The sequence below is a fragment of the Leeuwenhoekiella polynyae genome (assembly GCF_004104075.1).
GTDB lineage: Bacteria > Bacteroidota > Bacteroidia > Flavobacteriales > Flavobacteriaceae > Leeuwenhoekiella > Leeuwenhoekiella polynyae.
The window spans coordinates 1-21,227 of record NZ_QOVK01000017.1; the positions used below are offsets into that span (position 1 = coordinate 1).

Annotated in this window: 20 protein-coding genes; 13 read left to right on the forward strand and 7 right to left on the reverse strand. The window is 37.0% G+C overall.

The genetic code is table 11. From position 1 onward, the window contains the following. The first annotated feature begins 366 nt into the window (after positions 1–366). Positions 367–729, forward strand: coding sequence for a hypothetical protein (locus DSM02_RS14985; protein ID WP_128766378.1), 363 nt, complete (start codon positions 367–369; stop codon positions 727–729). Between the two features lie 189 nt (positions 730–918). Then, the gene (locus DSM02_RS14990; RefSeq protein ID WP_128766379.1) at positions 919–1,362 is read left to right on the forward strand and encodes an Hsp20/alpha crystallin family protein; all 444 of its coding nucleotides are present in this window, start codon (positions 919–921) and stop codon (positions 1,360–1,362) included. 93 nt (positions 1,363–1,455) lie between these two features. Here DSM02_RS14990 and DSM02_RS14995 read toward each other — a convergent pair whose 3' ends face one another. Then, a complete protein-coding gene (locus DSM02_RS14995; RefSeq protein WP_128766380.1) occupies positions 1,456–2,352 on the reverse strand; it encodes a site-specific tyrosine recombinase in 897 nt (298 codons plus the stop codon). Between the two features lie 109 nt (positions 2,353–2,461). On the opposite strand from DSM02_RS14995, the gene DSM02_RS15000 reads away from it, so the two are divergent. The 5 genes from DSM02_RS15000 (at position 2,462) to DSM02_RS15020 (ending at position 6,044) form a co-directional block, all read left to right on the forward strand. After that, a complete protein-coding gene (locus tag DSM02_RS15000) occupies positions 2,462–3,061 on the forward strand; it encodes a porin family protein (protein ID WP_128766381.1) in 600 nt (199 codons plus the stop codon). A gap of 419 nt (positions 3,062–3,480) precedes the next feature. Then, on the forward strand, positions 3,481–4,083 hold the full coding sequence (locus DSM02_RS15005) for a porin family protein (protein WP_128766382.1): 603 nt from the start codon (positions 3,481–3,483) through the stop codon (positions 4,081–4,083). A 150-nt stretch (positions 4,084–4,233) separates the two neighbouring features. Then, positions 4,234–4,659, forward strand: coding sequence for a type II 3-dehydroquinate dehydratase (gene aroQ / locus DSM02_RS15010; protein WP_128766383.1), 426 nt, complete (start codon positions 4,234–4,236; stop codon positions 4,657–4,659). Between the two features lie 9 nt (positions 4,660–4,668). Next, positions 4,669–5,394 carry a Dph6-related ATP pyrophosphatase gene (locus tag DSM02_RS15015; protein ID WP_128766384.1) on the forward strand — a complete coding sequence of 242 codons (726 nt, stop codon included), beginning with the start codon at positions 4,669–4,671 and terminating at the stop codon, positions 5,392–5,394. Positions 5,395–5,498: 104 nt separating this feature from the next. Continuing rightward, the gene (locus tag DSM02_RS15020; protein WP_128766385.1) at positions 5,499–6,044 is read left to right on the forward strand and encodes a hypothetical protein; all 546 of its coding nucleotides are present in this window, start codon (positions 5,499–5,501) and stop codon (positions 6,042–6,044) included. 75 nt (positions 6,045–6,119) lie between these two features. On the opposite strand, the gene lpdA is transcribed toward DSM02_RS15020, so the two are convergent. From lpdA to msrB (DSM02_RS15045), 5 genes are all read right to left on the reverse strand, one after another. Next, on the reverse strand, positions 6,120–7,496 hold the full coding sequence (lpdA, locus tag DSM02_RS15025) for a dihydrolipoyl dehydrogenase (protein ID WP_128766386.1): 1,377 nt from the start codon (positions 7,494–7,496) through the stop codon (positions 6,120–6,122). Positions 7,497–7,584: 88 nt separating this feature from the next. Then, on the reverse strand, positions 7,585–8,151 hold the full coding sequence (locus tag DSM02_RS15030; protein ID WP_128766387.1) for a uracil-DNA glycosylase family protein: 567 nt from the start codon (positions 8,149–8,151) through the stop codon (positions 7,585–7,587). A gap of 22 nt (positions 8,152–8,173) precedes the next feature. Further along, on the reverse strand, positions 8,174–8,716 hold the full coding sequence (locus DSM02_RS15035) for a collagen-like protein (protein WP_128766388.1): 543 nt from the start codon (positions 8,714–8,716) through the stop codon (positions 8,174–8,176). A gap of 131 nt (positions 8,717–8,847) precedes the next feature. After that, on the reverse strand, positions 8,848–9,246 hold the full coding sequence (gene msrB / locus DSM02_RS15040) for a peptide-methionine (R)-S-oxide reductase MsrB (protein WP_128766389.1): 399 nt from the start codon (positions 9,244–9,246) through the stop codon (positions 8,848–8,850). Positions 9,247–9,413: 167 nt separating this feature from the next. Beyond that, positions 9,414–9,887, reverse strand: a complete 474-nt coding sequence (gene msrB / locus DSM02_RS15045) for a peptide-methionine (R)-S-oxide reductase MsrB (protein WP_128766390.1) — start codon at positions 9,885–9,887, stop codon at positions 9,414–9,416. Between the two features lie 181 nt (positions 9,888–10,068). Between msrB (DSM02_RS15045) and DSM02_RS15050 the strand changes: the two genes are divergently transcribed. From DSM02_RS15050 to DSM02_RS15075, 6 genes are all read left to right on the forward strand, one after another. After that, positions 10,069–12,003 carry an alpha-1,4-glucan--maltose-1-phosphate maltosyltransferase gene (locus DSM02_RS15050; RefSeq protein ID WP_128766391.1) on the forward strand — a complete coding sequence of 645 codons (1,935 nt, stop codon included), beginning with the start codon at positions 10,069–10,071 and terminating at the stop codon, positions 12,001–12,003. 43 nt (positions 12,004–12,046) lie between these two features. Next, positions 12,047–13,684, forward strand: coding sequence for a phosphotransferase (locus DSM02_RS15055; protein WP_128766392.1), 1,638 nt, complete (start codon positions 12,047–12,049; stop codon positions 13,682–13,684). Then, positions 13,677–15,596: a 1,4-alpha-glucan branching protein GlgB gene (gene glgB / locus DSM02_RS15060; protein ID WP_128766393.1), complete on the forward strand. Its 1,920-nt coding sequence runs from the start codon at positions 13,677–13,679 to the stop codon at positions 15,594–15,596. Before DSM02_RS15055 ends, glgB begins: the two co-directional genes overlap by 8 nt. A 109-nt stretch (positions 15,597–15,705) precedes the next feature. After that, complete coding sequence (locus tag DSM02_RS15065) at positions 15,706–18,099, forward strand: glycoside hydrolase family 31 protein (protein WP_128766394.1); 2,394 nt, start codon at positions 15,706–15,708, stop codon at positions 18,097–18,099. A 91-nt stretch (positions 18,100–18,190) separates the two neighbouring features. Next, positions 18,191–19,003 (forward strand): M48 family metallopeptidase, encoded by an 813-nt coding sequence (locus DSM02_RS15070; protein ID WP_128766395.1) that lies wholly within the window; start codon positions 18,191–18,193, stop codon positions 19,001–19,003. Between the two features lie 81 nt (positions 19,004–19,084). Beyond that, positions 19,085–20,419: an MFS transporter gene (locus DSM02_RS15075; protein WP_128766396.1), complete on the forward strand. Its 1,335-nt coding sequence runs from the start codon at positions 19,085–19,087 to the stop codon at positions 20,417–20,419. 68 nt (positions 20,420–20,487) lie between these two features. Here DSM02_RS15075 and DSM02_RS15080 read toward each other — a convergent pair whose 3' ends face one another. Then, on the reverse strand, positions 20,488–21,216 hold the full coding sequence (locus DSM02_RS15080; RefSeq protein WP_128766397.1) for a head GIN domain-containing protein: 729 nt from the start codon (positions 21,214–21,216) through the stop codon (positions 20,488–20,490). Positions 21,217–21,227 lie beyond the last annotated feature (11 nt).

Here is a 21,227-nt window from a genome sequence, read left to right on the forward strand (position 1 = left end):
AGATAAGATAAAACCAAAACGGTATAAATCAAAAAAGCTTGACGATAATAGAATCGTCAAGCTTTAAATTATAAATTTAATCCATCAATAATCTGTATCGTTTATTTAGGACTAGACATATTTCAATCATTTGCGATTTGGATAAAAAAATAAAAAATTAATTTATTAAAATTATTGACGTTGTTTATTATTTGTAATAGGCTGAAAAATAGCAAGATAGCATTTGCTTAATTGATTTAGTTTTGTTGGGTAACTGCTTGATTGTTAAGGTTTGAATTAGTTAATAAACTGTTAAATTGATTTTGGAGGTGTAACTGTTTGCTTTTTGGAGCGTCTTTTTAGTACATCATTCAAAAATCAAACATTATGAAAACTTTTAAAACAATGGTACTTGCAGTTGCAATCATCTGCGGTACAGCGGTAAACGCAAACACAACAGAACCAACCGAGCCAACAGCAAAGACTACAAGTAAAGCTGTTAAAAAGGCAATGAACAGAGAATTGGGTAATTTCTTATCTGATCCCAACTTTGAAGTTGAAGAAACCATTTCAGTAAAAGTCTCTTTCACGGTTAATAAGAACAACGAGGTAGTTGTACTTAATGTAGACTCTAAGGATGCTTCTATAGAGAAGTTTATACAAGGTCGCTTAAATTATAAAAAGCTTGATTCTAAAGCTTTAATTGGTCAAACCTATCACGTACCGGTAAAAATAGAAGGTACTAGATAGTTTTAGTTTAATATTTTTAGTTAGTCCTAAAAGCCCGACTGTTTCAGTCGGGCTTTTTATTTTATTTAAAATTGACAAAAAGTCACCTTAAACTCATTAATTAATGACATAATGGCTTAGTGAATGCATTGGTATCTGTTTTGCTAATATCTAAGCGTAAACAAAAAGCATAACATAAAATTTATAGATATGAGTTTAGTAAAGCGAACAAACGAGAATTGGTTACCATCAGTTTTTGACGATATGTTTAAAACAGACTGGTTAGGTGGAACTACAAATGTTAACAGCATAGGGGTGAGTATACCAGCTGTTAATATTATAGAGAATGAAGAGAGTTTTGAACTTGCGGTAGCAGCTCCTGGAAAGACTAAGGCAGATTTCAATATCGAGTTAGATCATGATGTTTTAACCATTTCTGCTCAGGAAAGTAAAGAATCTGAGAAATTTGAAGATAAAGGAAAGTATACCCGTAGGGAGTTTAGTTACAGTACGTTTAAACGTGCATTTAGCTTACCTGAAACGGTAAATAGCGCTAAGATTAATGCAAGTTATGATAATGGGGTTTTAAATATTTCAATCCCAAAGAAAGAGGAAGCTAAAGTTCAGGCAAAACGCTTAATTGAAGTTTCCTAAGATTAAGTAAGTAAGTTTTTTTTTGGTTAGTTGAAAGATCCCGGATTGTAATAGTTCGGGATTTTTTAATTTATATTTTAAATAAACCGCTTTTTATTTTCTGGGATGAAAGGTGTTCATTACTTCGGCTAGATGCGTGCGATCTACATGCATATATACTTCGGTAGTAGTTATGCTTTCGTGCCCCAGCATTTGTTGTATGGCTCTTAAGTCTGCTCCATTTTGTAGTAAATGTGTGGCAAAAGAGTGTCTGAATGTATGCGGACTAATTTTCTTTTTTATACCGGCTTTTTGAGTATGGTTACGAACGATAGTAAAAATCATCGCTCTTGTGAGTTGCGCACCGCGCCTGTTTAAAAAAAGGGTATTGGTGAATTCTGGTTTTGGTTCCTCATGAGCTCGTATCTGTTCTATATATATAGTGATAAACTTTTGCGTTGTTGGAGCGATGGGTACAAAGCGCTGTTTATCACCTTTACCCGTAACTAAAATGTAACCTTCATCAAAAAACAGGTCTGATAATTTTAAGTTGAGTAACTCAGAGACGCGGAGGCCACACCCATATAGCGTTTCTATAATTGCACGATTACGTTCTCCCTGGGGTGTGCTGAGGTCTATTGATTCTATGATTTGGTCGATCTCTTTTTCAGATAAGGTATCCGGAAGTTTTCGACCTACTTTGGGAGATTCTATTAAATCGGTTGGATTGTCTTTGCGGTAATCTTCAAATACCAAATAATCAAAATATCCTTTTAACCCTGAAATTAAACGCGCTTGTGAGGCTGCATTTAGGGCTTTGACATTAGCGTAAATGAATTCCTGAAGGCGTTCCTTATGGATAGAAATTGGACTTTCTGTAATTGAATTTTCTTCAATCCAATTGATGAGTTTGGCAACATCGAGGCCATAATTGATTACAGAATTTTCTGAAAGGCCGCGCTCAAGCTTTAAGAATAATTTATAATCTATTAACGATTTTTGCCAATTCATAAATGAAGTATGGTGTTTTTGGGAATACTTTAGAGATATTTTATAACAGCATTAATAGGAGTGTGTCTCCTCGAAAAGTAGTTTTGTTTCAAATCTAAATATAAAAATCATGAAAAAATTATTTTTTGCAGCAATACTTGTTTTTGGAACTACTTCTCTCATTCAAGCGCAAAGCGAGTTAGCCTTTGGTATTAAGGGTGGTGTTAACTTTTCAAATTTAACAGGAGATCGTTTTGGTGAATTTGATGATGATAGTGCCAGAACTTCTTTTAATTTAGGTGCTCTTGTTGAAATCCCGGTAACAGAGAAATTCGCAATCCAACCGGAGGTTTTTTACTCAGGTCAAGGTTTTGATTTGATTCAGCGGGATAATGATCAGGATACCGAATTTCAACTGAATTATATTAATGTTCCTGTTTTGGCTAAGATTTACTTAGTTCAAGGTCTATATTTAGAAGCAGGTCCACAAGTTGGATTTCTAGTTGATAGTAAAATTGAGGGTCCTAATGCAACTTTAGGCTTAAATGAAGACAATTTTAATGATATTGACTTTGCTGGTGCAGTAGGAGTAGGTTACAAATTTAACGGGGGTATGTATTTAAATGCGCGTTATACTCAGGGATTCACAGATATTTATGATGGTGAGACGGGAGATAACGCAACTAAAAACGGTGTGTTTGCCGCTTCATTAGGATTTATCTTCAATTAAAAAATAGTATAACTTACCTTATAAAAACACCTCTTTCAAGAGGTGTTTTTTTTTGTTTTAAACCGAAATTCTTTTTTCACTTCACCATTTAAAATTAGTGATCAGCATCTTCGCTTTGATTAAAAATGATATACTGAGCTTTCGTTTTTATTACTTATTAACAGAAATTAACATTTGAAATATAGTTTGTGTTTTATACAATAAAACACAAAATTTTAGTTTTCAGGTTATTAATGAAGTTTAAATCGTTTATCAAAAATCCCTAAAAATCTTAATTAACAGGCAGTCAAATTGTTTGCTCTTTTTGTTGTTAACCCTTGCCAATTGTGAATTCTTTAAATAAATCTTAGAGTTCTATTAATACTTCTTAGGCCTTATAGAATATAGCTTTGTCGAAAATTATAAACAACAAATTATTTATGAAAAAGCTAATTTTAATTGCAAGTTTTATTGCATTGGGTACTACAGCAGCTAAGGCTCAAGATACGTTTCATTTTGGAGTTAAAGGTGGGGTGAATTTTGCGAATATCGCAGGAGATGATTCTGCAGATCAAGATTCAAGAACCAGTTTTTATGCAGGTTTAGTTGCGGAGCTTCCTATTTCTGAAATGTTTTCTATTCAACCAGAGGTAATTTATTCTGCTCAGGGTTCTACTATCGCAGCAATTGATGAGGATAACTTTCTAGATGTTGATGACAATATAGAGTATCAGTTAGACTACATCCAAGTGCCTTTAATGGCTAAAATTTACTTGGCAGATGGTTTGAGCTTACAAGCAGGTCCATCTTTCAACTTTTTAGTTAGTGAAGAGATCGATAACCAGCCAACATCTGCTTCTGGCGATATTGATATTGTAAACGGAGCAAACGATTTTGAGTTTGGTACAGCTGCAGGTTTAGAATACCAGTTTGATAGCGGTCTGTTTATTCAAGGACGTTATACCAGAGGATTTACAAAAATCTATGACAATGTAAATGCTTACAACTATGCAATTCAGGCAGGTGTAGGTTTTGTATTCTAAAAGCTACTTCAATAACCAACCAATTCTAGAAATAGCCTCGCAACGCGGGGCTTTTTTTATGGTAATTTTTTAAATTACCTTTACTTGATAATTCCGATTTAAACGATATTTATTTTGCTTTATTAGCAGTAACTATTTCAATTTATGTAAATGGCACAAGAACTCAAAATACTCATTATAAACGGGCCCAATTTAAACCTCTTAGGTAAACGCGAACCTGATGTTTACGGCAATCAATCTTTTGGAGATTATTTCTCGAAGCTTCAATTTCAATTTAAAGAGACCGAACTCTCTTATTTTCAATCCAATTCTGAAGGGGATTTAATTACCAAAATCCAAGATGCAGACGGTGTTTTTGACGGGGTCGTGCTTAATGCAGCGGCGTATACGCATACCTCAGTAGGAATTGGTGATGCTATTGCTGCGGTTTCGGTACCGGTCATTGAGGTTCATATATCTAATACCTTTGCTCGCGAATCATTTCGGCATCAATCTTACATTTCAAAACATGCTACAGGAATCATCGTAGGTTTTGGTTTGCAGAGCTACGAATTAGCGATTAAATCATTTCTTTAAAATTATCTTTTGAAACAAGCTTATTTTAATTGGAGTAGTGGTAAAGATTCTGCATTAGCACTCTATAAAGTTCTGACTGAAAGAGAATTCAAGATTACAAAACTAGTTACTACCGTTAACACTGATGTTGAGCGTGTTTCTATGCATGGTTTACGAGAAGAGCTTTTAGACCTTCAGGCGGAACGTTTAGGATTACCGCTTGAGAAAATTCCATTGGCTGGCAATGTAACAATGACCGAATATTCAAAGATTTTAGGAGCTGTAGCAAACCGATTGGTTTCAGGTGGAAATACCCATACTATTTTTGGCGATATTTTTTTGGAAGATCTTAAGGCTTATCGGGAAGAACAGCTAGCTTCCGTAGGACTTAAAGCAGTTTTTCCGCTATGGAAAAAAGACACTAAACAATTAATAACTGAATTTATTGATCTGGGTTTTAAGGCAATCACGGTTTGCGTAAATGGAAAATACCTAGACGAATCTTTTGTGGGTAGAATACTAGATCATCAGTTTGTGGCAGATTTGCCCAAAAATGTAGATCCTTGTGGAGAAAATGGAGAATTTCACACTTTTGTTTTTGATGGACCTATTTTCTCAAACTCAATAGAGTTTAAAATAGGAGAGAAAGTTAATCGTAAATATGAACCATCAGAAAGCAATGATGATAATTGTTTTTCTGATGATAAAAAACCTTGGGATACCAAATTTTGGTATCAGGATTTAATTCCTACTTAACTCTTGGATTAAAATATTGTTATTTGTTTAAGGGTTTTTAACCAGAGCTTAAGAACTAATCCTGCTTTGTTTTTGTTGCTTTGTGGCAAGCAAAAAAACAAATTATGAAAAAGTATTTATTTTTAGCCCTTACAATTACAGGATTGTCTGTAAGCTCTTGTAGTGATGACGATAACATTATAGATCGTATTAGAACAATAGATGATATTCCGGTAAGTGTAGATGCAAGTATTGACTATCTACCTATTAATCCTTTTGAGATTCCTGTTGAAACAGATGTCAATTTAAGAGGGGCATTAGAAAATGAGAGTGGTGTAGATAACACCATCGATCAAGTTGAGGATATACAGTTAGATGACTTGGAAATAGAACTGGTGAGTGCAGACGACCAAGATAATTTTGATTTTATAAATTCAGTTACTTTGGGTGTACGCACTGACGATTTAGAATACAAAGAAATAGCAAGTTTAAATTCTGTACCTACGGGACAGACTGTTATTGAACTTGAGACGACTGATGATTATTTAGATGAATATGCCAAGTCTACAAGTTTGAAGCTAGTCGTTAAATTTGATAGTACAGAAGATGCTAATGATCTTAAAGTAAGATTAAATCTTGAGTTAGAAGCTAAAATAGATCCTTCTTTATAAGCTTTGACATCTTTTAGTATAAAAAAACCTGCAATTTTATTAATCGCAGGTTTTTTATTTTAAGTGTAAGCTATATTATAAGTGAATTACTTCATCATAAGCAGCAGCTACAGCTTCCATCACAGCTTCACTCATTGTAGGGTGTGGGTGAACAGCTTTTAATACTTCGTGACCTGTAGTTTCAAGCTTACGACCTAAAACCGCTTCAGCGATCATATCAGTAACGCCGGCACCAATCATATGGCAACCTAACCATTCCCCATATTTTGCATCAAAAATAACTTTTACAAATCCGTCTTTATTTCCAGAAGCACTTGCTTTACCAGAAGCAGAGAATGGGAATTTACCAATTTTCAATTCGTAACCAGCTTCTTTAGCTTGCTTTTCAGTCATACCTACAGAAGCAATTTCAGGAGAAGCATACGTACATCCCGGGATGTTTCCGTAGTCTAGTTTCTCAACATGCATTCCTGCTAATTTCTCCACACAAATGATACCTTCAGCCGATGCTACGTGAGCTAGTGCTGGTCCGGGAGTGATATCACCTATCGCGTAGTATCCCGGCATGTTGGTCTGGTACCAATCATTCACAATAACTTTGTCTTTATCAGTAATGATACCCACATCTTCAAGACCTATTCCTTCAATATTGGTTTTAATGCCCACTGCCGAAAGAACGATATCAGCTTCTAGCTTTTCTTCTCCTTTTTTTGTCTTAACAGTCGCAACAACGCCGTCACCAGATGTGTCAACAGATTCTACAGAAGAACCAGTCATAACTTTGATCCCTGCCTTTTTAAGACTGCGTTCAAATTGTTTAGAAACTTCCTCATCTTCAACAGGAACGATGTTTGGCAAATACTCAACGATGGTTACTTCTGTTCCCATTGAATTGTAAAAACTACCAAACTCACAACCTATCGCACCAGAACCTACTACGATCATCTTTTTTGGTTGCTCTTTTAAAGTCATCGCTTCCCGATAACCTATAATTTTTTTACCGTCTTGTTTAAGGCTTGGTAACTCGCGAGAACGCGCACCCGTTGCGATAATGATGTTATCGGCGCTGTACTCTGTGCCATCAACATCAATTTTCTTACCGGGTTTTAATTTTCCAAAACCTTCAATAACGTCGATTTTATTCTTTTTCATCAAGAATTGAACACCTTTGCTCATTCCTTCTGCAACACCACGACTACGCCTTACAACAGCATCAAAATCTTTATCTGCACCATCTACTTTAAGACCGTAATCTTCAGCATGTTTAAGATATTCAAATACCTGTGCACTTTTTAGAAGGGCTTTAGTGGGAATACAACCCCAGTTCAAACAAACGCCTCCAAGGCTTTCTTTTTCTACAATAGCGGTTTTAAAACCTAATTGTGAAGCTCTGATAGCTGTTACATAACCACCGGGTCCACTTCCTAAGACAATAATATCGTATTTACTCATAGTTTTCAGTGAAATTTGAAGGCACGAATTTACGCATAAAAACCCTAAAAAACGAACGCGGTTGTGCTTGTGATTTTGAGAGTGTTGGTTATTTTAAGCGCTTTTTAATCTCGTTTTGTAAAACAGGAATGACATCGGTTTCAAACCATTTGTTTTTATTCATCCAGAAATGGTTTACCGGTGAAGGGTGGGGGAGTACAAAATAGTTGGGCAGATATTCTGTGAAATTCTGAAGACGCCTGGTAAGCGTGAGCTTGTCTTGCAAATAATAGCTTTGCGAATGATTGCCAATTAATATATGAAGCGGATCATTTGCAAATTGATCGGTTACTTTTTTGTGCCAAAGCGGAGCACACTCAGGTCTGGGAGGGAGGTCTCCGGTCTTGCCTTTACCGGGATAACAAAAGCCTAAAGGCAGAATCGCAAAATTATCGGGATTGTAAAAGGTTTTTTCATCTACATCAAGCCACTTTCGTAAACGTTTGCCACTGGGGTCATCCCAAGCGATTGAATTTTCATGAGCAATTTTTCCCGGAGCCTGGCTGGCTAAGACAATTTTACTTTGAGGCGAGGCCGAAATAATAGGGTTAGCTCCTAAAGGCAAAAAAGGCTTACAAACGGAACATTTTCGTATTTCCGTGAGTAAGCCTTTCATAAATTTATAGTCTTAAATATTATTATTGAAGAATTTGAACATCAGATTCATTCAGCTCTAAAGCAGACATTACTTCATTATAATTTGAGAAGTCACCGTTGAAATTTTCAGCATATTCCGTAGGTATAATAACGATTCTAACTGTTTGATTTGAAACGGCAGCGTTGTTAAGAGTACTCAAATCGAAATTACCTACTATATTTAATTCTACGTTTTCAAAAGTGTGATTAAATTCATATTGAAACTCTCCATTAGCATCAAAAAAGGTTATGGGCATAAGTTTCCATAATTCTGTAGGTTCACCATCAGAAGCGGTAACACTTCCATCAGCTAAATACACTAGCACTGCGTCACCTTCTAAAACTTCAACTCCGTCAAATGGGATAGGGTTTTGTGTAAACCATTCGTTATTGGCATCGTCATAGACATAATCTATACCTGTAACTTCGATCACTTTAGAATATTCTGCGTCTAATCCATCAACACCATCTCTACCATCAGAACCTGAGCAAGATGTTAGAATTATAACTAATAATAGGCTTAATATTGTTGTTGTTTTTTTCATAATTGTATGTTTTTCAAGTTTAGGCTAAATTTAAATCAAGAGTTATTCCGAAAATTTTAAAACTATCCTAAACCTATAAGTTTTAATAAATTATTAACGAATTTTTTTTTTAGATTGTGCTGAAAATTAATCTAATTACTGTCGTAATCTATTGAGGCAGAGTTCACGCAATATCGTTGACCGGTTTCTGTTGGTCCATCATCAAAGACATGACCCAAGTGGCTTCCGCAATTGGCACACAAAATTTCAGTTCGCATCATTCCAAAAGTGGTATCACGCACATATTCTACAGCACCGTCTATAGATTCATCAAAACTGGGCCATCCGCAACCGCTTTCAAATTTGCTATTTGCTTCAAAAAGTTTTGCATCACAAGCACCACAGTGGTAGGTGCCGTCTTTTTCAAAATGCAGATTGTATTTACCGGTATGGGGTCTTTCAGTCCCTTTACCACGTAATATATGATACCGTTCTGGATTCAACTCTTCTTTCCATTGGGCTTCCGTTTTTTGTATTGGATATTCTTTCATATTATTTTCATCATTTCCGTACTTCGACGCACTCAGCACAAGCTTCGTCGGAAATCTTTATGTTTTAAGTTTAGATCTTTTTTTACATCCCTCCAACCTCTCTTCAGAGGGAGGCTTTTTGTAATATAAAATTTTGTTTTAAGATAGGGTCTGTTCCCCTTTGGGGGTTAGGGGGCTTCAGGTACAAAGTTAAGCGCAACACCGTTTATACAATGCCGCTTACCGGTAGGCTTTGGTCCGTCGTTAAAAACATGACCTAAATGTCCACCACAATTTGCGCAATGTTCTTCACTACGGGTGTAGCCCAATTTGTTATCTGAGCCAAAAGCAACATTCCCTTCAATATAATCGTAAAAAGACGGCCAGCCGGTACCGCTGTCAAATTTAGTGCTGCTCTTAAAAACAGGATTTTGGCAAGCTGCACAAACATAAGTACCTTCTTGTTTGTTCTCTAAAAGATCACTGCTAAATGGTGTTTCTGTAGCCTCTCGTCGCAAAACCTGAAATTCTTCAGGACTTAATTCTGCTTTCCATTCAGCATCTGTTTTAGATACCGGAAACGTTTCTTGTTTATCATTTTGAGCTGTTCCCTTACAAGCGTTAAGGCCTAATAACAGACCCAATAGAAGTATTTTTTTCATTATCATTTTTTTAAAATTACGCAAAGCGCTATCCTTTGGTTTGTTTTAGTCGCACATTTAACAAAAGACTAACGCCTGTTGTGTTTGTTAAGCCTTTGTCAAATTCATATAATGTATCGTCTTCTAATTAATTATTGCTATTTTTAGAGGTGTTCAACTGAAAATATAAAACTAACTAACCTTGACTAGAGAACGTATAGTAATTGAGAATGTAGAGCCCCAACTGCAAGGCGGGGATTTTTTTATAAAGAGAGTGATCGGTGAACTGGTGCAAGTTACTGCAGATGTTCTGGGTGACGGGCATGATGTTGTAGAAGCTGAAGTTTGCTATAAATGGGAACAAGATAAAGTCTGGAAAACCGAACGATTAGCGCACAGAGTTAACGATGCGTATTCCGCTAATTTTGTAGTTGAAAATCAAGGTTTTTATGAATATAAAATACGAGGGTGGATTGATCATGCTTTAAACTGGCAGCACGGTATTGAAGCAAAGCTGAAAGATGCACAATATGTGAAAAGTGAATTACTTGACGGAATACAATATCTGGAAGCGGTAGAGGCAAAGCTGGATGAAGACGGAAAGCATTATGTGCGTATTGTAAAAGAGCTTTTTGCTGATGAGCAACGCTATGATGAGGCGTGTCGCTATGCAGTTTCTGAAGATTTACACTGCATTTTTAAAGATAATCCTACCCGTAAATTTGCAAACGAGAGTGCTGCATTAAAAATATATGTAGACCGCTTAAAGGCACGTTTTAGTACGTGGTATGAGTTCTTTCCGCGGTCTGCGAGTCAGGAGCCGGGGAAGCACGGTACCTTTAAAGACTGTGAGCGTTTGCTGCCTCGTGTGGCTTCAATGGGCTTTGACACCTTATATTTTCCGCCCATTCACCCTATTGGAGAGGTAAATCGTAAAGGAAGAAATAACGCAACCAATGCAGAAGAAGGAGATAGTGGTGTGCCGTGGGGAATAGGTTCGCATTTGGGTGGGCATAAGGCTATTCATCCGGAGTTGGGTTCTGAAAAAGATTTTAGAAACCTTATAAATAATGCAAATAGTTTAGGGATAGAAGTAGCGATGGATTTAGCTTTTCAGGCTGCGCCAGATCATCCCTATTTAAAGGAGCATCCTTCTTGGTTTAAAAAACGTCCAGATGGTACAATGCAATATGCAGAAAATCCACCTAAGAAATATCAGGATATCGTAAACTTCTATTGGGAGTCTGAAGATTTTAAAGATTTATGGAAGGAGTTATTGAGCGTTGCTTTTCACTGGATAGATTTTGGAGTAAAAGTTTTTAGAGTTGATAACCCACATACTAAACCCTATTATTTCTGGAACTGGTTTATTACCGAAATAAAGAAAAAACATCCGGATGTACTGTTTTTAGCAGAAGCATTCTCACGTCCTAAAGTGATGCAGCAGCTCGCAAAACAAGGTTATAGTCAGTCGTATACGTATTTTACATGGCGTACGAGCAAGCATGAATTGACCGAGTATATGACCGAGTTGACTCAGACCAATCAAAAGGAATATTTTAGACCTAATTTTTGGCCAAACACGCCAGATATTAACCCGTATCATTTACAAGGTGCTAATGAGGCACAGCATATAATTCGTTATGCGCTCGCCGCTACGTTGAGCTCAAACATTGGGCTTTATGGTCCAGTGTATGAATTTATGGTAAGTGAACCGGTTCCTGGGAAGGAAGAATACATGAATTCTGAAAAATATCAAATATGCCACTGGGACTGGAATACTGATAACAAGCTCATTCGTCTTATCACTAAGATTAATGCGATTAGAAAACAGCACGAGGCTTTGCAACAGACTAATAATATTAGATTTTGTGATTTGCATAACGAGGGTATGATGGCATTTTATAAATGGAATCAAGACCGAACCAGTGAGCTTTTAGTAGTAATAAGTTTGGATCCTTATTATCAACAATCGGGTAGCTTGAGAGTACCTTTTGAATCTATGAATCTTACTCCAGGTTCAGAATTGATGCTCAAAGATCTGGTCACAGACAATACCTACACTTGGAATGATGAATGGAATTATGTCGAGCTACACCCGGCAATGCCATTCCATATTTTTCAGATTTTTAAATAGGAAAGCTTACAAATTAACAACTAACTTCAAAAGAAACTAATAAATGGCTCAGGATCAGGAAATAGATGGTCGCATTTCGTTTAAATATGACTCAGATTGGAATACCCTAACTGAGTTAGACCGGTTTAGAAAAGAGTTGTGTGATGATATTCTAGAGCCATATATTCTTAACCAGCGTTGGTATGGTGGTAAAGCCAGTGCGCTCAAGTATATTGAGATTATAGACTGTTTTCCTATAGAAGACGATCAAGATTTATTTTATGGTATTGTTCTGGAAGTTAATTTTAAAGAAGCTTTTGTACATAACTATTTTTTACCCATTGCTTTTGTAACAGATCAGTCATTGATAGGCGATAAATTTATCGCACATTTAAACTTAAATGGTACAGCAGGATTTCTGGTAGATGCATTGCTGTTAGAGTCTTTCCGAAAGCAAATCTTTGAAAAAATATTAGAGGGCGAAAAGTACAGATATAAAGAAGTTGCTTATCGTCGTGGTCGTTCTAATACCGCACAATCTTACGAAAGCAGTAAGTTGATAGGAGTAGAGCAAAGCAATACTTCAATCGTTTATAATGATAGTTATATTCTGAAAATTTTCAGGAGAGTATATGTAGATGAGAATCCTGATTATGAGATAAGCAAGTACCTTACGATGAAAGGTATTTTTAAAAATACCCCAAAATACTTAGGAAGCATCACCTTAAAATTCAGTAATAAAAATGTGATCACGCTGGGGTTAATGCAAGAGCTTGTTCCTAATCAAGGAGATGCCTGGGAATATTTTGTACATAATCTTAAACTCACTTTCGAAGAACTTTCTAGACAAAAGCCCAAACTAGAAACCTTAAGACCTACAAGATATTTGGGGCAAATTGCGATCACAGATATCCCGCCCGTATTATTAGCCTGGTGTCCGGTAGAATTTTTTGAAGATGTCTCACAGTTGGCATTGCGTACAGCCCAGATGCACATCGCATTAGGGCAAGAACGGGTGAATACAGCATTTACGCCACAGGCTTTCAGTAGTGATTATTCGGTTTGGTTAAAAAACAGATTGATTTATCAATTTGAAAACCGCATCAATCTGGTAGAAAATAACCTACATAAATTAGAAGGTTTACAGTTAGATCTGGCAAATGAACTGTTAAGCAAGAAAAAAATAATCAGAAAGCAACTGCTTGATTTTGATGAAGCTTTGCTTAAAAGTGAACGTCTGCGTATTCACGGAGATTACCACTTAGGTCAGGTTCTGGTAAAAGATCGTGATTTTTATATTATAGATTTTGAGGGCGAGCCTGAAAGCACAATCAGAGACCGAAAAGTAAAACAACCTCCTATAAAAGATATAGCGGGGATTTTCAGATCTTTTAATTACGCAATTTACGCGACTATTTTCAACAATTTTGAGCAATATAGCTATGACTTAGAAGAGCTTTTTGAGGTTGCAGAAGTGCTTTACAGTCATATTGTAGGGGTGTTTTTAAAAACCTACATCAATGAAGTGCAAACAGCCAATTTAAATATTGGTTACATTAAAGAAATTGAATTTTTATTACAATATTGCCTGTTAGAGAAAGCTATATACGAGTTGGGTTATGAGTTAAATGCTCGACCACGCTGGGCTATAATTCCATTAAAAGGAATCTCTAATATTCTTAACCAACAACACTATGAGTAACGTACACGTTTACAGTTTATTTTCAGAATTTGACATCTCGCTATTTAAGGCCGGTAAGCATTTCAGACTCTATGAAAAATTGGGTTCACACCCTATGACCGTTAACGGTGAAAAGGGAACTTATTTTGCGGTCTGGGCGCCCAGTGCAAAATCTGTTTCTGTTGTGGGAGACTTTAATTTTTGGATAGAAGGAGACCATAAGTTGAATGTACGTTGGGACGGCAGCGGTATTTGGGAAGGTTTTATTCCGGGTGTTGAGCCAGGCACAATCTATAAGTATAAGATTCAGTCTAATAATAATGATATTAAGACCGAAAAAGCCGACCCGTTTGCAAGACGGGCAGAACATCCACCTAAAACAGCTTCAGTAGTTTATGATGCAAATTATAAATGGAAGGATAAAAAATGGATGACTAACCGGGCAAAATATAATTCGCTAGACACCCCATTTTCAGTATATGAAGTGCATTTGAGTTCTTGGCGCAAGACAGGTGAAGAGAATCGGAGTCTGAGCTATACCGAGATGGCTGATGAACTGGTGGCTTACGTAAAGAAAATGGAGTTCACGCACGTGGAATTTATGCCAATAATGGAATACCCTTACGATCCGAGTTGGGGATATCAGTTAACAGGATATTTTGCACCTACTTCTAGATTTGGTTATCCCGAAGAATTCATGTTATTGGTAGATAAATTTCATCAAGCAGGTATTGGGGTGATTCTTGACTGGGTTCCTTCGCATTTTCCTGAAGATGCTCATGGCTTGGGTAATTTTGATGGCTCACACTTATATGAGCATCCAGATCCGCGAAAAGGGTGGCATCCAGATTGGAAATCTTTGATCTTTAATTATGGTCGTAATGAAGTGCGGGCATTTTTAATCAGTAACGCATTATTCTGGTTAGATCAATATCATATTGATGGTTTACGCGTAGACGCAGTTGCATCTATGTTGTATCTTGATTATTCTCGTGAAGACGGGGAGTGGGAGCCTAATGAATTTGGCGGAAGAGAAAATCTAGATGCGATTTCGTTCTTAGAAGAATTGAACATGACGGTTTATAAAAACTTTCCTGATGTTCAAACCATCGCAGAAGAATCTACAAGTTATACAGGGGTTTCAAAACCAGTATTTCTAGGAGGATTAGGTTTTGGTATGAAATGGATGATGGGGTGGATGCACGATACACTTGAGTATTTTAAAAAAGAACCGGTTTATCGAAAGTTTCATCAGAACGATATAACCTTCAGTTTGACTTATGCATTCTCAGAAAACTTTATGTTGCCCTTATCCCACGATGAGGTAGTATATGGTAAGAAATCTTTATTTGATCGTATGCCGGGAACTGAATGGGAGCGTTTTGCAAACTTACGCTTGATGTTTGGTTATATGTTCACACATCCCGGGACTAAACTGATTTTTCAGGGAGGTGAATTTGCTCAAAGTTCAGAATGGAATTTTCAGGAAAGTTTAGATTGGCATTTGCTTGAATATGATTTTCATATCGGCTTACAGCAATGTGTTATTGATCTTAATAAATTATACAAGACACATCCTGCTTTATTTGAAAAACAATTCAGTCAGGAAGGTTTTGAGTGGATCGAGTGGGCAGATGGCGAGAACAGTGTGCTTACATATATTAGAAAAGGGTATAAGTCTAAAGAAGCTGTATTAGTAGTTTGTAATTATACTCCCGTTCCTCGAGAAAATTACAGGGTGGGAGCACCGGCAGAATTATATAAAGCAGGAGGCAAACTCCGAGAGGTCTTTAATAGTAACGCTAAAAAATATGGCGGTAGCGGTGATTATATTGCAGAAAGTGTTGCTGTAGAAGCTGTACCGTGGAATAATAGAGAAAACTCTATAAAAATAGATTTAGCACCACTTGCAGTAATGGTTTTTGCACTTTAACTATATTGAGCTGATTGCAACGTTGTAGTTAATATCTTTTACTTTAGTAAACTAGATTCCCCGTAGAAACCCTTAATTTAGTAATCCCAACACGTTATAAAGACTACTTATGATTATTAATACGGAGTTAGAACAAAAGGGTAATCAGTTTCCCAATGCCGTTGTAAACGTCCGGCAAGAAGTAGATACACTATATTTTACCACTGAAAATAATATCATACTAGAATTAACGGTTTTACGCGACAGCGTGATTCGGTTTAGATATGGTACGCGTGGTATACTAGAAGATGATTTTTCATATGCAATAGATCCTGAGAGTCACATAGGCTACAACCATCTGGAGCTTACGGAGAATAAAAATTTCCACATAATTACCACAGCTAAACTTATCATTAAGGTCGAAAAGATAAGTCTGCAGACTAAAATTCTTGATATTGAAGGAAATCTGATCAATGAAGATGAGATAGGTTTTCATTATGAAGAAAGTTTTCCTTTAGGTGGAAATATAGTCAAAATGAGTAAACGCTCACATCCGGGAGAAGCCTTCTACGGTCTGGGTGATAAGCCGGTTCATCTCAATTTAAGAGGGAAAAAGGTTTCTAACTGGGCTACAGATTCGTATGCGTTTGGTAAAGACACAGACCCGATCTATAAAACGGTTCCTTTTTATATCGGTTTAAAAGAGAAGCGAGCTTACGGAATTTTCTTTGACAATACCTTCAAGTCTAATTTTGATTTTTGTCACGAGCGATTAGATGTAACCAGTTTCTGGGCGTCCGGAGGTGAAATGAATTATTATTTTCTCTACGGTCCCGGGATGAACGAAGTAGTAGAAAATTACACGCATCTTACCGGTAAACCAGAATTACCTCCACTGTGGACTCTCGGCTTTCAGCAGTGTAAATGGAGTTATTATCCTGAAAGTACTATAAAAGGAATTGCTCGAAAATTTAGAGATCTTAAAATTCCTTGTGATGGCATCTATCTGGATATAGATTATATGGAAGGTTTCAGGTGTTTTACCTGGAACAAAGAATATTTTCCTGATCCAAAGCGTATGGTGCAGGAGTTGCTTGATGATGGTTTTAAAACCATAGTTATTATAGATCCGGGAATTAAAATCGATCCGGATTATTGGGTTTATAAAGAGGCTTTAGAAAATGATTATTTCTGTAAACGTGCAGACGGTCCTTATATGATAGGTAAAGTATGGCCGGGTGAATGTGCCTTTCCAGATTATACTAATCCTGAAGTCCGAGAATGGTGGGCCGGCTTGTTTAAAGAATTAGTAGGTGAAATAGGAGTGCGCGGAGTTTGGAATGATATGAACGAGCCTGCAGTAATGGAGGTTCCCGGGAAAACATTTCCTGATGATGTGCGACACGATTATGATGGTCATCCGTGTAGTCACCGTAAAGCCCACAACGTCTATGGTACACAGATGGCACGAGCTACTTATGAAGGGGTAAAAAAGTTTGTTTACCCAAAAAGGCCTTTGGTCATTACACGTTCAGCATATAGTGGTGCGCAGCGCTATACTTCGTCGTGGACGGGTGATAATGTTGCAACTTGGGAGCATTTATGGATTGCTAATAACCAAGTGCAGCGTATGTGTCTGTCTGGTATGTCTTTTACCGGTACAGACATTGGCGGTTTTGCAGAACAACCTACTGGTGAATTGTTTGTGAGATGGATTCAGCTTGGAGTTTTTCACCCGTTTTGCAGAGTGCATTCTAGTGGGCATCATGGGGATCAGGAGCCTTGGTCTTTTGATGATGAGGTTACAAATATCACGCGTAAGTTCATCGAAATGCGTTACACGCTTTTACCGTATTTATACACGATGTTTTACGAGTACGCCACAGATGGCGTACCTATGCTAAAACCTTTAGTGTATTACGATCAGGATGATGTGCATACCCATTACCGCACAGACGAATTCATTTTTGGAAACAATATCTTAGTTTGTCCTATCTTAGAGCCTAATTCTAAAGGGCGTAGAATGTATTTGGCACGTGGGAACTGGTATGATTACTGGACTAATGAAGTCCTTGAGGGTGGTCGCGAACTTTGGGTAGATGCAGATTTTGATACCATCCCGATGTTTGTAAAAGCAGGTTCAATTATACCAAGATACCCTGTTCAACAATTTGTAGGGGAGAAGGTTATTGGAGAGTTAAAACTCGATGTTTATTTCGCCGAAGAAACGATGAAATCTCAGGTTTATGAGGATGCGAATGATGGTTATGATTATAAGAAAGGGCGGTATAGTTTACGGAGTTTTAAATTGACCGGTAAGAAAAATGACTTGACGATACAGCAACACAAGTCTGGGACTTATGAGACTGAATACGATATTATAAAACTTAACCTGATAGGTTTGCCCTTTGTTATCAAAAATATTAAAGTAGATAATGTTACCTATGATTTAAACAATCTGGATAAAAAGGATAAGTATCTTAAATTACCTAAGGGCTTTTCAGTTGTTCATTTAATAGGATAATTTTCACAAGTTGTACTAAAATTTAGCTAAATGTTAAAATGCAAGAGGTTATAATTTGTAATTTCAACTCGCTAATCTTTAATAAACTAAAATGAAATTAAAACAAATACTCGTCGCATGTATGACTATAGTGCTGGTTGTAAGCTGTAAAACCAGTCCATTCACAGGTAAAAAGACGCTTAACGCCTATAGTAATGAGAAGATATTCCCAATGGCTTTTCAGCAATACAATCAGTTTTTATCTGAAAATAATGTTGTAAGAGGAACAGCTGAAGCCGCAATGGTTCAGCGTGTAGGAAATAATATAGCAAAAGCTGCAGAACGTTATATGACAGCTTTAGGTTACCCAAATTATCTTGACGATTACCGCTGGGAGTATAGCTTAGTAAAAGATGACGCTGTAAACGCTTTTTGTATGCCGGGAGGTAAAATCGTAGTATATACCGGGATATTACCTATAGCTCAGGACGAGACGGGTCTGGCGATGATTTTAGGTCATGAGTTGGCTCACGCATTAGCGAATCACGGAGCCCAACGTATGACTGCACAGCAAGGTCAGGCTATTGTAGGAGCAGCGGGCGGTATTGCGCTTGGCGATTCTAGAGCAGGGCAATTGTTCAATCAATACTATGGTACAGCAAGCACTGTAGGTGCTATTTTGCCATTTAGTAGAAGCCACGAAAGCCAGGCTGATGAGATAGGAACTATTATTGCGGCAATTGCCGGATATGATCCTTATGAGGCTCCTAAACTTTGGGAACGCATGAAGGCTCAGGGAGGTTCAGGTACTTCAGAAATTTTAAGCACTCACCCATCTCCAGATACACGTATACAAGCTTTAAATCAAATTGCACCGCGTGCAGTTGCTGAAGCTAAAAAATTTGGAGTTACTTCTTTTAAGTAGGATAACGCAAAAATAAAAAGTAAAAGCCGCTCTATTGGAGCGGCTTTCTTATTTTAGCCGATTCAACTAGTTATTTTTTCTATGGAAGCTTTACCAAAAGGGAGTAAGAAACTTTTAAACGCCTGGGCCTTTTATGACTGGGCTAATTCAGTTTATAGTCTGGTTATTGCGTCTGCTGTATTTCCTATTTTTTATGGAGCGCTAACGCTAGTAAAAGATGAGAACGGAAAGATCTTAGATGACACTGTAAACTTTTTTGGCTTTGACTTCAATAATGATACACTCATAAGTTATGTGACCGCTGCAGCATTTTTAGTAGTTTCTTTTTTGAGTCCTTTTTTAAGCGGGATTGCTGATTATGTTGGGAATAAGAAAACCTTTATGAAGTTCTTCTGCTATTTGGGAGCAATTTCCTGCATAGGGTTATTTTGGTTTAATATGGAGAATCTCTGGTTCGGACTCTTATGCTATTTTCTAGCATTGATCGGGTTTTGGGCTAGTCTGGTTTTTTACAACTCGTATTTGCCGGATATCGCTTTTCCTGACCAACAAGATAAAATAAGTGCCAAAGGTTATTCTCTAGGTTATGTGGGAAGTGTGATTTTACTCCTTGTTTGCCTGGCAATGATCTTGATGTATGAAACTTTTGGTTTTGAAGATGAAGGTCTGCCCACACGATTATCATTTGTATTAACTGGTTTATGGTGGATAGGCTTCAGCCAATATACCTATCACTATCTTCCGAAGGGAAACAAGAAAGAAAAGCTTACCAAAAATGTAATGTTTAACGGTTTTAAAGAGCTGCGCAAAATCTGGAAAAAGCTGAAAGAAGATAAACCGATGCGTACGTATCTCACTGCTTTTTTTGTGTACAGTATGGCGGTACAAACCATAATGCTTGTTGCAACCTATTTTGGTATTGAAGAATTAGATTGGGGTACTACAGACAGTACAACCGGACTTATCGTTAGTATTTTGCTTATTCAACTGGTTGCTGTTTTAGGAGCGTGGTTAACCTCAAAAGCTTCGGCAAAATATGGAAACATTCAGACGTTAATTGTGATCAACTGTATTTGGATCGCGATCTGTGTTTATGCATATACAATTACTACGCCTTTTCAGTTTTATTTTACAGCTGCTTTTGTAGGGCTTGTTATGGGAGGAATACAGTCATTATCACGCTCTACGTATTCCAAATTAATTCCTGAAGGGGAGAAGGACACTGCTTCTTATTTCAGCTTCTATGATGTTTCAGAAAAAATAGGTATTGTAATTGGGATGTTGAGTTATGGCTATGTGGCTCAATTAACCGGAAGTATTAGATATGCTATTCTGTTCTTCATCGTATTCTTTATTGCTGGTGTTATCTTGTTATTATATGTTCCTCGTAAGCGCATAACTGAACAGACAGAATAAGAAAAAGGCTGTCTACTAAGACAGCCTTTTTCCAGATTTGATTGATGAATTTACTCGATAATCGAGTTTTAGTTTCTGACGCTTCCAGAGCCTACGACTTTAGAATCTACTTTATTAGGCTTGCCGCTGTAAACGACATCACCAGAACCAGCTACAGAAGCTTTAAGCGTCCCTTTATCACAATTAAGACTGATGTCGCCACTACCTGCAATACTGGCTTCAGCATCAATACTGCTCAATCTTGAAGCTTCAAGATCACCGCTTCCGGCAACTTTTAAATGTGTTTTTTGAGCACTACCGCTTATCGAAAGATCACCAGAACCAGCTACTGATGCGCTAATATCCTGAGCGTTTACTTCTAAGATCATATCACCGCTTCCTGCTACAGCGCAAGAAAACTGCTGCGAATGAATAGGATCTTTCCCTATAACATCACCAGAACCAGCCATGCTTACTTTTTCAATATCTTTAAAAGGAACAGTAACTGTTATGTCTTTATTTCTGCTGGTTCTCAGGCTAATGCCATCTTCAGTATAAATCTTTAACTTATTGCCTTTTACTTCTGTGATAATATATTCCTGAAGGTTTTCTTCTGCTTCAACACTTATTTGACCTTCATTTCCGGCAACTAGAATAACAGTGAAAGAACCGGCGACACCTATTTCATCATAATCTCCAACGTTACGATCATTGGTGGTTAAATTACCATTGCCTTCAATTTTTTTTCCTCCCCACCATTGTGCATTTGTAGAACCTGAAACTAATGCGATAGCAACTATTAGTACTAATTTTTTCATTTTTTGATTGA